This is a genomic window from Kaustia mangrovi (genome assembly GCF_015482775.1).
GTDB lineage: Bacteria > Pseudomonadota > Alphaproteobacteria > Rhizobiales > Im1 > Kaustia > Kaustia mangrovi.
Genome location: NZ_CP058214.1, coordinates 2,717,224 through 2,730,102 on the forward strand (window position 1 = coordinate 2,717,224; position 12,879 = coordinate 2,730,102).

Annotated in this window: 10 protein-coding genes and 1 tRNA gene; 4 read left to right on the forward strand and 7 right to left on the reverse strand. The window is 68.1% G+C overall.

What is annotated here, in order from left to right:
- Positions 1–79: 79 nt before the first annotated feature.
- Positions 80–1,084, reverse strand: a complete 1,005-nt coding sequence (locus HW532_RS12570; RefSeq protein WP_213160813.1) for a radical SAM protein — start codon at positions 1,082–1,084, stop codon at positions 80–82.
- A gap of 175 nt (positions 1,085–1,259) precedes the next feature.
- On the opposite strand from HW532_RS12570, the gene blaOXA reads away from it, so the two are divergent.
- Together blaOXA and HW532_RS12580 are read left to right on the forward strand one after the other, a co-directional pair.
- The gene (blaOXA, locus tag HW532_RS12575) at positions 1,260–2,072 is read left to right on the forward strand and encodes a class D beta-lactamase (protein WP_213160814.1); all 813 of its coding nucleotides are present in this window, start codon (positions 1,260–1,262) and stop codon (positions 2,070–2,072) included.
- 63 nt (positions 2,073–2,135) lie between these two features.
- Positions 2,136–2,210 (forward strand) — tRNA-Gly (locus HW532_RS12580).
- A 19-nt stretch (positions 2,211–2,229) separates the two neighbouring features.
- On the opposite strand, the gene HW532_RS12585 is transcribed toward HW532_RS12580, so the two are convergent.
- The 6 genes from HW532_RS12585 to HW532_RS12610 form a co-directional block, all read right to left on the reverse strand.
- Positions 2,230–3,315 carry a mannose-1-phosphate guanylyltransferase gene (locus HW532_RS12585; RefSeq protein ID WP_213160815.1) on the reverse strand — a complete coding sequence of 362 codons (1,086 nt, stop codon included), beginning with the start codon at positions 3,313–3,315 and terminating at the stop codon, positions 2,230–2,232.
- Complete coding sequence (gene cyoD, locus HW532_RS12590) at positions 3,315–3,635, reverse strand: cytochrome o ubiquinol oxidase subunit IV (RefSeq protein ID WP_213160816.1); 321 nt, start codon at positions 3,633–3,635, stop codon at positions 3,315–3,317. Before cyoD ends, HW532_RS12585 begins: the two co-directional genes overlap by 1 nt.
- Positions 3,632–4,219: a cytochrome o ubiquinol oxidase subunit III gene (gene cyoC, locus HW532_RS12595; RefSeq protein WP_213160817.1), complete on the reverse strand. Its 588-nt coding sequence runs from the start codon at positions 4,217–4,219 to the stop codon at positions 3,632–3,634. Before cyoC ends, cyoD begins: the two co-directional genes overlap by 4 nt.
- The gene (gene cyoB / locus HW532_RS12600) at positions 4,216–6,255 is read right to left on the reverse strand and encodes a cytochrome o ubiquinol oxidase subunit I (protein WP_213160818.1); all 2,040 of its coding nucleotides are present in this window, start codon (positions 6,253–6,255) and stop codon (positions 4,216–4,218) included. Before cyoB ends, cyoC begins: the two co-directional genes overlap by 4 nt.
- The gene (gene cyoA, locus HW532_RS12605) at positions 6,245–7,138 is read right to left on the reverse strand and encodes a ubiquinol oxidase subunit II (RefSeq protein WP_246478880.1); all 894 of its coding nucleotides are present in this window, start codon (positions 7,136–7,138) and stop codon (positions 6,245–6,247) included. The genes cyoB and cyoA overlap by 11 nt, the downstream gene beginning before the upstream one ends.
- A 231-nt stretch (positions 7,139–7,369) precedes the next feature.
- Positions 7,370–8,902 (reverse strand): basic amino acid/polyamine antiporter, encoded by a 1,533-nt coding sequence (locus HW532_RS12610; protein ID WP_213160819.1) that lies wholly within the window; start codon positions 8,900–8,902, stop codon positions 7,370–7,372.
- A gap of 312 nt (positions 8,903–9,214) precedes the next feature.
- On the opposite strand from HW532_RS12610, the gene HW532_RS22125 reads away from it, so the two are divergent.
- Together HW532_RS22125 and HW532_RS12625 are read left to right on the forward strand one after the other, a co-directional pair.
- Entirely contained in the window at positions 9,215–11,503 is a 2,289-nt protein-coding gene (locus tag HW532_RS22125; protein WP_246478890.1) for an Orn/Lys/Arg family decarboxylase, read from the forward strand.
- A 146-nt stretch (positions 11,504–11,649) separates the two neighbouring features.
- Positions 11,650–12,858: an arginine deiminase gene (locus HW532_RS12625; RefSeq protein ID WP_213164553.1), complete on the forward strand. Its 1,209-nt coding sequence runs from the start codon at positions 11,650–11,652 to the stop codon at positions 12,856–12,858.
- The last annotated feature ends 21 nt before the right edge of the window (positions 12,859–12,879 follow it).

Genomic DNA, 12,879 nt, shown 5'->3' on the forward strand with positions numbered 1-12,879 from the left:
TTGCCAGGGGTGGCCGGGTGGGGGAGCGGGCCGGTACAGCCTGTCCCAGGGATGCGGGACCGGTGCCGTTTCGTATCCGTCAGGAACCGGCCGAGCAGCTTCCGCCGCCGAGCACGCAGAACTTGGCGCAATGGGGGTGGTTGAGCTTCACCCGGCCCCGGTCGAACATGCCGCCATCGGCGGACAGCGCATCCCGGAGCGTCTCGCCCATCTCGAAGCGGGGGTCGTAGGGCAGCAGCGTGCAGGGCAGGATGACCGGCCGGTCGGCGCCCTTTCGCTTCACAGCCATGCGGCTCGACGCGCACATCGTGTCGCCCGGCGATTTGCCGAGAATGCCCCAGCATCGCTCGGTGATCTCCGGCACATCCGCCGTCTCGTCCATTTCCGGCAGCAGCACGAGGCCGGCGGGATCGTCCGCGTCGATGGCATAGCCGCGCTCGGCGAACAGGCGGCCATAGCCGGCGCGCGCCTCGGCCTCCGTCTCGCTCCAGCATGTGCGCCCGCACACCGCGATGGAGAAGCCCTCCGAGGCGAGCCAGTCGAGGCCCGCGAGCGCCGTTTCCCAGGTTCCCTCGCCACGCTCGTGCTCGTGGCCGGCCCGGCTGTGGTGGTCGAGGCTCACCCTGAGCGTCAGCCGCGTGCCGTGGCGCGCCTTGAGCGCGCGCAGCCCCTCGCGGATGCGCCGGCGCATCATGGGCTGCATGGCATTGGTCAGCACCAGCGCCTCGAAGCCGCGTCCGAGCGCCGCCTCCAGAAGCGCCAGAATATCCGGGTTCATGAAGGGTTCGCCGCCGGTGAAGCCGATCTCGCGGGTCCCAAGGCCGAGCGCGGCGATCTCGTCGAACAGCGCGACCGCGTCGGCGAGCGGGAAATAGACCAGCCGGTCGTTGGTCGGGCTCGACTCGATATAGCAATTGACGCAGGTGATGTTGCACAGCGTGCCCGTATTGATCCACAGCGTCTCAAGCCGCTCGAGGCCGACGCGCGCGCGGCGCTCCCCCGTCGCCGTGATGTCGGGGTCGATGAACTTGGCGGGGTCGAGTGGCGGTGCGTCGCGGTGGAGCGTCAGGGGGTGCTTGGTCATAGAGAGAAGGTAACGCCGCGCGGGCCCGCCGCAAGGTGGAAAGGGCGCGCCTCACGGAGATTTCAAGTGCCGTGAGCCGCGGGCGGATCGCCGCCGGGCGCCGCTTCACGGAATATTCACGGGTACCGTGCGGGGATGGACCGCCCTGTCGCGATATCTCAAGGCCGTTCCCCGCATGACACGATCCGCCCTCGCCGTTCTCGCTGTCCTTTGCGCCGCCCTCTCCGTGCTGCCGGCGCGGGCCGGGACCGTCACGATCTGCACCGCCGTCGCCGATGCGGCCACCGGCGAGATGCTGAGGCAGGAGGGGGCCTGCGAGACGAGCGTGACCTCCGCCTCCACCTTCAAGATCGCCATCGCCCTGATGGGCTACGATTCGGGCATCCTGACGGACGAGCACACCCCGGAATGGCCCTTCCGGGAAGGCTATCCCGACTGGCGGCCGTCCTGGCGGGCGGCGACGGATCCCGCGCGCTGGATGCGGGAATCGGTCGTCTGGTACTCCCAGCAGATCACCGAGCGGCTCGGCGAGGAGCGCTTCGCGCGCTATGTGGCGGCATTCGGCTATGGCAACGAGGATGTCTCGGGCGATCCGGCCAAGGCCAACGGGCTGACCCGGGCCTGGCTGTCCTCCTCCCTGAAGATCTCGCCGCTCGGGCAGCTGGCCTTCCTGGGCAAGCTCGCGAGGCGGGAGCTGCCGGTCAGCGCCCGCGCCCACGACATGACGCAACGGCTTGTGGATATCGGCGAAACGCCCGGCGGCTGGCATGTCTACGGCAAGACCGGCGCCGGCCTGCCGAGACGGAAGGACGGCACGCTTAAGCGCGGCCATGCCTATGGCTGGTTCGTCGGCTGGGCGGTGAGGGACGGGCGGACCGTGGTGTTCGCGCGCCTCATCCAGGACAGCGAGCGCCAATCCGTTCCACCGGGTTTCCGGGCGCGCGACAGCGTGCTTGCCGAGCTGTTCTCCGGCCCCGGCGCGCTGTAGCGCGAGGCCGCGACGCGAAGGCTTCCGGTCCGCCATCCATCGTGCTATGAGTGCATTCGCAAGGCGGGCGTAGTTCAGTGGTAGAACGTCAGCTTCCCAAGCTGAATGTCGTCGGTTCGATCCCGATCGCCCGCTCCATCCTCTTCCGTTCAGATGTCTATCGACCGGTTTTCTGCCCGGTCGGCGTCCTCCCGGTTCCCTCATCGCCGGCCAAGTGGGAGGCGAGCAAGCGGACCTCCTCCGCACGGGCCTTCGGCGCGACCAGGAGCCCCTCGGGCGTGGCCACCACGACCATGTCGTCGACACCGATCAGGGCCGCGACCGTGCCCTCTGAATGGACGAGGTTGTTCCGGCCGTCGAGGATCACGGCCTCTCCCACCACGGCATTGCCGGCGCTGTCGGTGTCCAGCACGCCGGCGACCGCATCCCAGCTTCCGATATCGGTCCAGCCATAGTCGACCGGCAGGACGGCGGCGCGCTCCGTCCGCTCCATGACCGCATAGTCGACCGCGATGGACGGGCTTCGCGCGAAGGCCTCGCCGTCGAGCCAGAGGAAGTCGGTCTCCGCCCGTGCCGCCCCGACGGCGCGGGAAACGGCGCCCGCGACATCCGGGGCGAGTGCGGAGAGCTCGGCCATGAACGCATCGGCGCGGAACAGGAACTTGCCGCTGTTCCACAGATAGCCGTCGGCGACATGGCGTGCGGCCGTCTCCGCGGAGGGCTTCTCCACGAAGGTCTTCACGCGGGCGGCGGCCATGAGCGGCTCGCCGGCCAGCACATAGCCATAGGCGCTCGACGGCCGGTCGGGCGCCACGCCGAAGGTGACGAGCGCGCCGGCCTCCGCATCCGCGAGCGCCGACGCGACGGCGGCGGCGAAGGCCTCGCTGTCCGGGATCCTGTGGTCGGCGGGCAGGGCGAGGACCATGGCGTCGCGGTCTCGGGCGAGCGCCCTGAGGCACCCCGCGGCGATCGCCGCGCAGGAATTGCGCGCCACGGGCTCCAGCAGGATGTCGGCGGCGATGCCGATTTCGCGCAGGTCCTCGGCAAGGAGAAAGCGGTGGTCGGCCGCGCCCACGACGACGGGGCGCGGATCGAAGAGGCCGGCACGGCAGCGCAGGGCCGTCTCCTGGAACAGCGTGTGCGTACTGCCGAAGCGCAGGAACTGTTTCGGCCGGTCCCGGTGGGAGAGCGGCCACAGCCTCGTGCCCGACCCGCCGCTCAGGATGACCGGGATGACGGCCATCACACCATCATGCGGTAATGCAGGTCGAACATGATCCAGAAGCTGCCGCCGAGCATGATGCCGATCAGGATGGCGGCGAAGGCCAGCACGAGGAGGTTCTCGCGCGGCGTGCTCTTAAGGTCGAGATGGAGGAAGAAGCGCAGATGGACGAGCACCTGGATCACGGCGGCCACCGCGATGGCGGCGATGGTGAGCGCGGGCGAGAAGAACCCCTGCGCGACGAGGCCGAAGGGAATGACCGTCAGCACGAGCGCGAGCACGAAGCCCGTGAGATAGACCTTCAGCCGGCGGCGGGCGGCATCGGCATGGGCGTCGTTCATCCCATCACTCCCGGCAGATAGACGACGGAGAAGATCCCGATCCAGACGATGTCGAGGAAGTGCCAGAACAGGCCGAGCCGCATCAGACGGGAACGCACCGGCGCGGTGAGGCCCTTCACGGCGATCTGGCCGACCATGAGGAGGATCCAGACGAGTCCTGCGCTGACATGCAGCCCATGGGTGGCGACCAGCGTGAAGAAGGCGCTGAGGAAGCCGCTGCGCTGGGGCGATGCGCCCTCCGCGATCATGCCGGAGAACTCCGAAAGCTCCATGCCGACGAAACCGGCGCCGAAGGCGAAGGTCACGGCGAGCCAGCCGATGACGGCGGCCCTCCTGTCCGACAGGAGGGCGACGGTCGCAAGCCCGAAGGTCACGCTGCTGAAGAGCAGCAGCATGGTCTCCGCGAAAGTGTGCGAGAGGTCGAAGACATCCTTGCCCGTCGGGCCGCCGGCCGTGTTGCCGGACATGACGACATAGGTCGCGAACAGGAGCGCGAAGATGATCGCGTCGCTCATCAGATAGAGCCAGAAGCCGAACGCCTTGTCGTCCTGCGCCTCGGGCAGCGATGTCTCCGACACGCTCATGTCGAATGTCCCGGTATCGGCTGGGTTGCGGGGATGGCCTCGCCGCCCGGAGCCGCCTGCTCGCGCTCCGCGCGGGCAAGCCGGTCGTAACGCGCGGTCTCGATCGCCTCCACCTCGGCGGCGGGGACGGTGTACTCGTCGTCGTCGTTGGAGGCGCGCACCGCGACCACCGCCAGGATGGCGGCGAAGGACAGGGCGGCGAGCCACCAGATGTACCAGACGACCGCGAAGCCGAGGACGAAGGCGAGCCCGCCGATCACGAGCCCGGCGGCGGTGTTCTTCGGCATGTGGATGTCGTCATAGCGCTCCGGGCGGCTGTAGGCGACGCCGCGCGCCTTCATGTCGTGGAAGGCGTCGATGTCGCGGACCTCCGGCACGACCGCGAAATTGTAGGCGGGCGGCGGCGAGGCGGTGAGCCATTCCAGCGTCCGTCCGTTCCAGGGGTCGCCGGTGAGATCGCGCGCGCCCTCGCGGTCGCGGATCGAGACGGCGAGCTGGATGCCGAGCGCGACGATGCCGGCGAGCACCATGACCGCGCCGAGGGCGGCGACCACGAGATAGGGCTGCCATTCGGCGACATTGTAATGCTCCATGCGCCGCGGCATGCCGAGGAAGCCGAGCACGTAGAGCGGCATGAAGGCGAGGTAGAAGCCGACGATCCAGCACCAGAAGGCGCGCTTGCCCCAGCGCTCGTCGAGCTTGAAGCCGAAGGCCTTGGGAAACCAGTACATGTAGCCCGCGAAATAGCCGAACAGCGCGCCGGGGATCAGCATGTTGTGGAAATGCGCGACCAGGAAGGTCGTGTTGTGCATCAGGAAGTCGGCCGGCGGCAGCGCGAGCAGCACGCCCGTCATGCCGCCGATGACGAAGGTGACGATGAAGCCGATGGTCCACATCATGGAGGGGTGGAACTCGATCCGCCCGCGATACATGGTCAGGAGCCAGTCGAAGACCTTCACGCCGGTCGGCACCGCGATGACCATGGTGGCGATGCCGAAGAAGGCGTTGACATTCGCGCTCGAGCCCATGGTGAAGAAGTGGTGGAGCCACACGGTGAACGACAGGAGCGCGATCACCGCCGTGGCATAGACGAGCGAGGTGTAGCCGAACAGCCGCTTGCGCGAGAAGGTGGCCACGACCTCCGAGAAGATGCCGAAGGCGGGCAGGATGAGGATATAGACCTCCGGATGGCCCCAGATCCACAGGAGGTTGATGTAGTTCATCATGTTCCCGCCGGAGGCATTGGTGAAGAAATGCATGCCGGCGACACGGTCGAGCTCGAGCAGGACGGCCGCTACCGTCAGCGCGGGAAAGGCGAAGGTCATCAGGATGCTGGCGCACAGCGCGGTCCAGGCGAACATCGGCATGCGCATCAGCCCCATGCCCGGCGCGCGGCGCTTCAGGATCGTGACGATGAAGTTGATGCCGGTCAGCGTCGACCCGACCCCGCTGACGAGCAGCGCCCAGATCCAGTAGTCGACGCCGACGCCCGGGCTGTATTCCGGCCCCGAATAGGGCGGATAGCCGGTCCAGCCGGCGGTCGAGAACTTGCCGATGACCAGGGAGATGAGGACGAAGCCGGCGCCTGCCGCCGTCAGCCACAGGCTCAGCGAGTTGAGGAACGGGAAGGCGACGTCGCGCGTGCCGAGCTGCTGGGGCACGACGATGTTGATGAGGCCGGTGAGGAACGGCATCGCCATGAAGAAGATCATGATCGTGCCGTGCGAGGAGAAGATCTGGTGGAAATGGTCGGCCGGCAGGTAGCCGCCGGAATCGAGCGCGACGGCCTGCTGGGCGCGCATCATGATGGCGTCGATGAAGCCGCGCATCAGCATGACGAGCGCGAGCAGGATATACATCACGCCGATGCGCTTGTGGTCGACGCTCGTCAGCCACTCGCCCCACACATAGCGCCACTGGCCGAGCCAGGTGATGAGGCCGAGGACGGCGAGCCCGCCGAAGACCGTGACCGCCGCGCCGCCCATCGCGACCCAGCTGTAGAAGGGCAGGGCGTCTATGGTCAGCCTACCGAGCATCGCTCATGTCTCCGGTGTGCGCCCGGGGGCCGGCCGCGTATTTCGCCATGATCGCGTCGAAGAGGCCCGGCTCGACGCCCGAATAATGGGTGACCGCATGGCCGATGGTCGGCATGGCGAGCTCGTCATAGGCGGTCTGGTCGAGGCGGGCCGGTGCGGCCCTGGCGGTCTCCACCCAGCTTGCGAAATCCTCCTTCGTCAGGGCGCGGGCGGTGAAGTGCTGGTCGGCGAAGCCGTCGCCGCTAAATTGTGCGTTGCGCCCCGCGAAGGTGCCCGGCTCGTCGGCGAGGAGATTGAGCCGCGTCTGCATGCCGGCCATGGCGTAGATCTGCCCGGCGAGCGCGGGGACGTAGAAGGAGTTCATCACCGTGTCGGAGGTGATGCGCAGCGACAGCGGACGCCCGGCCTCGAAGGCCAGCTCGTTGACCGAGGCGACATTCTGCTCGGGATAGATGAAAAGCCATTTCCAGTCCTGCGCGACGACCTCGACCTTCAGCGGCTCGACCGTCGCAGCGAGCTCCCTGTAGGGGTCGAGCCTGTGCGTGGACTGCCAGACCAGGGTGGCGAGCGCGACGACGATGGCCGCCGGCGCGAGCCAGATCACCGCATCGATGGCCACCGAATAGGACCAGTCGGGCGTATAGCGCGCCCGGGTGTTGGAGGCCCTGTAGCGCCGGGCGAAGACGAAGGTCATGACGAAGACGGGAACGATCACGATCAGCATCAGCGTGATCGCGTCGAACAGGAGGTCGCGCTCGGCCAGCGCGACGGGCCCCTTGGGATCGAGGATCGGTGCGGTGCTCAGGCCGCAGCCACTGAGCGCGAGTGCCGCCGCACAGGCCAGAACAGGCAGATGGCTCCGATGAACAGATGCCCGCTTCACGATCAGCGTCTCCACATCCAAACCGTTCGGCCGGCCGCATGGCCCATGCGGATGAAGATCGCTTCCGGAGAGAATACCCCCGCCAAGAGATCGCGCCCCCGTACCCCTAATCGTCCAGACCTCAAGTCTTAATTCGATTCTGCAGACAATACAATGACGTGTGGCCGCATGCTCCTGCCAGCGGGGATTTCGTAAACGGCCCGGGCGCGGGGATCGTCGGGAGGGGCGGTGTCACGAGGCGGTGACGATGCCCATCCAGAACAGCACGATGGCGGCGATGGCGGCGGCGACGAGAAGGATCGCCCCGATCGCCTCCGGGCCCGTGAACGCCGCCTTGCGGCCTTGCGGGTTCTCGTGCTCGGCATACCAGTAGACCGGCAGGCCGAGCGCGAACATGATGGCCGACAGCAGGATGAATTCCGGGCCGGCGGCATAGAGCATCCACACCGCGTAGACGCTGCCGAGGATGCCGGTCCAGATCAGCGCGCCGCGCCCCTCGCTGCCGCTGCCGGCATCGGGATGGTCGACGCCGAACTTCCAGGCATAGGCGGTGCTCGCCAGATAGGCGGGCAGGATCATCACGCCGGTGACGGCGACGAGGAACAGCCAGGCATCGTGCGCGAACAGCACCACGAACATCATGAGCTGCATCACGATGGTCGACATCCACAGGGACGGGGCCGGGGCGTGATTGGCGTTCTCCTGCGCGAGAATGGAGGGGAACACGCCGTCGCGCGCGGCCTCGAAGGGAAGCTCCGCGACCAGGATCGTCCAGGCGAGCCAGCAGCTCAGGATGGAGATGAGCACGCCGAGCATGATGAAGATCGCGCCGGCCTCGCCCACCAGGGCCTCGATCACATAGGCGAGCGAGGGGCCCTTGAGCGCGGCGAGCTCCGGCTGGGTCATCACGCCGAAGGGCAGGAGCGACAGGCACACATAGGCCAGGAGGCAGACGCCGAGGCCGAGGAAGGTCGCCGCCCCGACGGTCTTGGAGCTCGAGGCGCGGCCGGAGACGACGACAGCCCCCTCGATGCCGATGAACACCCACAGCGTGACCATCATCGTGCTCTTCACCTGGCCCAGCACGTCGCCGAGCCCGGCCTGCTGGCCCCAGATGTCCAGGGTGAACGGGCCGGCCTTGAAGAAGGCGATCATGATGACGACGGCGACGCCGAGCGCGACGAGCTTGGTCACCGTCGCGAGCGCGTTGAGGAAGGCCGCGCGCTTGACGCCGGACAGCACCAGGAAGTGCATGGCCCAGATCAGCGCCGACCCGCCGATCAGCGACGGCCAGTTCTGGCCGCCGTCGAAGACCGGGAAGAAGTAGCTGAACGTCTGCATGATGAGCACGGCGAAGGCGACATTGCCGAAGGCCGAGCTCAGCCAGTAGCCCCAGGCCATCTGGAAGCCGGCCAGCCGGCCGAAGCCCTCCCGGGCATAGGAGTAGATGCCGGCCGACAGGTCCGGCCGCTTGTCCGCCAGGATGCGGAAGGTGTTGGCCAGGAAGAACATGCCGGCGCCGGTGACGATCCAGGCGATGACCTGCGCCCCCAGCGCGGCGCCGTCTGCCATGTTGGAGGGCAGGTTGAACGCGCCGCCGCCGATCATGGAGCCGACGACCATGCCGGTCAGCGCGAAGAGGCCGAGGCCTCTGGCGACCGGCTGTCCCGCCCGGGCACCGCTGGCCCCGGACGTGCCCGCCGCGCCCGCCGCCGATGCCGCCGCGGCTGTGGAGTTTGCGGAACTCGATGACGATTTCTGCATGTCCGAACGTCCTCAGGGTCGATGTGCCGGGAGAAATGACAAGCAAGGCGAGGCCCGGATCTTCGGGAAAGATACAACTTTAACTATCCAGGCAGGATAACTGTCAGGGATTATTGCCGATTTCCGCGCCGTGCACTTGATTCAGATCAACGCGACTGTGCGGGGACTACGCGATGGTTGTGTCCGCGGGCGTCCCGGCGCCAGGAGGGGATGCCGCGTGGTTGCGCTTTCCCGAGTGTCCGGCGGCCGCGAAGGTTCCCTCCCGGCTGTTCCCCTTCAAAGAGCCCATCGATCCACAGGGAGATGCCCGTCATGCCGACAGTCCACGAGATGTTCCCCATGAAGGTCCTGGTCGTCGACGGCGAGCTCGGACGGCCGACCGCGGCGGGACGCGCGCTGGAGGAGATGAGGAAGGCGTTCGAGGCGCGCGGCGTGGAGGTGGTCGGCTCCACGGGCAGGGAGGATGCCTGCGCGATCGCCGGCTCCGATGCGGCGATCCAGTGCGCCATGGTCGACTGGGATCTCGGCGACGACGACCATGCGGGCGCCCGGGAGGTTCTGGCGGAGATCCGCGCCAATAACGGCCGCATGCCGGTTTTCCTGCTGGCCGACCGGACCGCGGCCTCCGCGGTGCCGTCGGCCATCATGGAGCAGGCCGACGACTTCATCTGGCTTCTGGAGGACACGCCGGAATTCGTCACCGGCCGCGTCGTGGCGGCCATGCGCCGCTATCAGGAACAGATCCTGCCGCCCATGTTCCAGGCGCTGATCGACTTCTCCAATGTCTACGAATATTCCTGGCACACGCCGGGGCATACGGGCGGCACGGCCTTCCTCAAATCGCCGGCTGGCCGCGCCTTCTTCTCCTATTTCGGCGAGCACATGCTGCGCTCCGACCTGTCGATCTCGGTCGGCGAGCTCGGTTCGCTGCTCGACCATTCCGGGCCCATAGGCGCCGGCGAGAGATACGCCGCGCGCGTCTTCGGTGCCGACCGCACCTATTACGTCACCAACGGCACCTCCACCTCCAACCGGGTCGTGGTCATGGCGGCGGTGACGCGCGGCGAGACCGCGCTGTGCGACCGCAATTGCCACAAGTCCATCGAGCACGCCATGACGCTTTCCGGCGCGGTGCCGACCTATCTGGTGCCGACCCGCAACCATCTGGGCATCATCGGCCCGGTCCTGCCGGAGCATCTCACCGCGGAGGCGATCCGCGACGCGGTGGCCGCCAATCCGCTGGCCGGCGGCGGGACGGACCCGGCGCCGAAGCTCTCCATCCTCACCAACTCGACCTATGACGGGCTGTGCTACAACATTGCGCGGGTCGAGGAGCTGCTCGGCCAGTCCGTCGACCGCATGCTGTTCGACGAGGCGTGGTACGGCTATGCGCGCTTCAATCCGATCTACAGGGGCCGCTTCGCCATGCATGGCGAGCGCTCGGGCACGCCCGAGCCCGGCGCGCCGACCGTGTTCGCCACCCAGTCGACCCACAAGCTGCTCGCCGCCCTGTCGCAGGCCTCCATGATCCATGTGCGCGACGGCCGCCAGCCGATCCCCCATGACCGCTTCAACGAGGCGTTCATGATGCACGCCTCCACCTCGCCGCAATATGCCATCATCGCCTCCAACGACGTCAGCGCGGCGATGATGGACGGGCCGGGCGGGCAGGCGCTCACCGACGAATCGATCCACGAGGCCATCGCCTTCCGGCAGATGGTCGCCCGGCTCCATGCCGAGTTCGCCGGGCGCGGCGACTGGTTCTTCGATATCTGGCAGCCGCCGGCGGTCGCCGGCGACGACGGACGCGACATTCCGTTCCACGAGGCCCCGGCCGACAGGTTGGCCGGCGACCCGGACTGCTGGATGCTCGCTCCGGGCGCGGACTGGCACGGCTTCGGCGCGCTGGACGAGGGTTACTGCATGCTCGACCCCATCAAGGTCACGCTGGTCACGCCCGGCGCGGCCGGCGGCGGCGGGGACGAGGTGCGGATCCCGGCGCCGGTCCTGTCGTCCTATCTCGATGCGAACGGCATCGAGCCGGAGAAGACGGCGACCTTCTCCATCCTCTTCCTGTTCTCGCTCGGCATCACCAAGGGCAAATGGGGCACGCTGGTCAACGCGCTGCTCAGGTTCAAGCAGGATTACGACGCCAACGCGCCGCTCGCCCATGTGCTGCCGCAGCTCGCGGAGGGCCATCCCGGACGCTACGGCGCGATGGGGCTCAGGGATCTGTGCCACGAAATGTGCGACGCCATGCAGGAGCTTTCCATGGCGGACACGTTGGAGAGGGCCTTCTCGACCCTGCCCGAGCCGGTGGCGACCCCGGTCGCGGCCTATGAGCGGCTGGTCCGCGACGAGGTGGAGAGCGTGCCGCTCGCGCAGATGGCGAACCGGACCGTGGCGACGGGCATCGTGCCCTATCCGCCGGGCATCCCGCTCCTGATGCCGGGCGAGGCGACGGGACCGGCGGACGGGGCGGCGCTCGCCTACCTCTCCGCGCTGGAGGCCTTCGACGCGCGGTTCCCGGGCTTCGAGCACGACACCCATGGGATCGAGGCGATAGACGGCAAGTATCACGCGCTTTGCCTCGTGGATTAGGCCGGTCCGCACTCGACCGGTCCCGAATTGGCGGGGCCCCCTGTCTCGCGTCCGGTCGGGCGCGAGGGGGCTCCGGGAAGGTTGCAGCCGGCACGCGTCGGCATGAATGACAGGGATGGAACGACCCGATGAACATGGATAACCCGATGCCGGCACTCGGCGTGCACTCCGAGGTGGGCCGGCTGCGCGAGGTCATGGTCCACCGCCCCGACCTCAGCCTGAGGCGGCTGACGCCCGACAATTGCCATGCCCTCCTGTTCGACGACGTGCTGTGGGTCAAGCGGGCGCGCCAGGAACACGACATCTTCGTCGATGCGCTCAGGGAGCGCGGCGTCGTCGTGCAGCAGTTCGGCGAGCTTCTGGCGGAGACGATGGCCGAGCCGGAGGGGCGCAAATGGCTACTCGACCGGCGGATGGTCGGTGCGGCGAGCCGTCTGGAGGCGACCGGCGAGGTCCGCGCCTGGCTGGAGGAGATGCCGGCGCGCGACCTGGCGAGGGTCCTTGTCGGCGGCGTGGCGCGCGCCGAGCTTCCCTTCGAGCCGAGCTGGCTTGCGGGGCTGACGCTCGCGCCGGAGGACTTCGTGCTGCCGCCGCTGCCCAACCAGCTCTTCACCCGCGACAGTTCCGAATGGATCTATGGCTGCGCCAATGTGAGCTCCATGTTCTGGCAGGCCCGGCGCCCGGAGACGCTCAATGTCGAGGCGGTCTACCGGTTCCATCCGCGTTTCCGCTCCGCCGGTTTCACGCTGTTTTCGGAGCCCGACGGCCCGACGCTGGAGGGCGGCGACGTCATGCCGGTCGGCGGCGGCGTGGTGCTCGTCGGCATGGGCGAGCGCACCACGCCGGAGGCGGTCAGCCGGCTGGCCGTGCGGCTGTTCGAGGCGGGCGAGGCGAGCCATGTGATCGCCGCGCTCATGCCGCGCGACCGCAGCTTCATGCATCTCGATACGGTCTTCACCTTCTGCGACCGCGATCTCGTCACCGTCTATCCGCCGGTCGTGGATCGGCTGCGCACCTTCTCTCTGCGTCCCGGCGACGGGGAGGACGGGCTCGACGTGCGCGAGGAGACGGGCCCGTTCACCGACGTGGTCGCGGAGGCCATGGGGCTGAAGGCACTGCGGATCGTGGCGACCGGCGGCGACACCTACGAGGCCGAGCGCGAGCAGTGGGACGACGGCAACAACGTCATCGCGGTCGAGCCGGGCGTGGTCGTCGCCTATAACCGCAATGTCTATACCAACACGCTTCTCAGGCGCGCGGGCGTCGAGGTCGTCACGATCGACGGCTCCGAGCTCAGCCGGGGGCGCGGCGGCGGGCACTGCATGACCTGCCCCCTCGCCCGCGACCCTCTTTGAGAGTGTCCTGAATCGGCGCCG

What these genes read in the sequence shown, in the direction of transcription:
- HW532_RS12570 (WP_213160813.1), bottom strand. Translation starts at nt 1,084, where the DNA reads ATGACCAAGCACCCCCTGACGCTCCACCGCGACGCACCGCCACTCGAC.
- blaOXA (WP_213160814.1), top strand. Translation starts at nt 1,260, where the DNA reads ATGACACGATCCGCCCTCGCCGTTCTCGCTGTCCTTTGCGCCGCCCTC.
- HW532_RS12585 (WP_213160815.1), bottom strand. Translation starts at nt 3,315, where the DNA reads ATGGCCGTCATCCCGGTCATCCTGAGCGGCGGGTCGGGCACGAGGCTG.
- cyoD (WP_213160816.1), bottom strand. Translation starts at nt 3,635, where the DNA reads ATGAACGACGCCCATGCCGATGCCGCCCGCCGCCGGCTGAAGGTCTAT.
- cyoC (WP_213160817.1), bottom strand. Translation starts at nt 4,219, where the DNA reads ATGAGCGTGTCGGAGACATCGCTGCCCGAGGCGCAGGACGACAAGGCG.
- cyoB (WP_213160818.1), bottom strand. Translation starts at nt 6,255, where the DNA reads ATGCTCGGTAGGCTGACCATAGACGCCCTGCCCTTCTACAGCTGGGTC.
- HW532_RS12610 (WP_213160819.1), bottom strand. Translation starts at nt 8,902, where the DNA reads ATGCAGAAATCGTCATCGAGTTCCGCAAACTCCACAGCCGCGGCGGCA.
- HW532_RS22125 (WP_246478890.1), top strand. Translation starts at nt 9,215, where the DNA reads ATGCCGACAGTCCACGAGATGTTCCCCATGAAGGTCCTGGTCGTCGAC.
- HW532_RS12625 (WP_213164553.1), top strand. Translation starts at nt 11,650, where the DNA reads ATGCCGGCACTCGGCGTGCACTCCGAGGTGGGCCGGCTGCGCGAGGTC.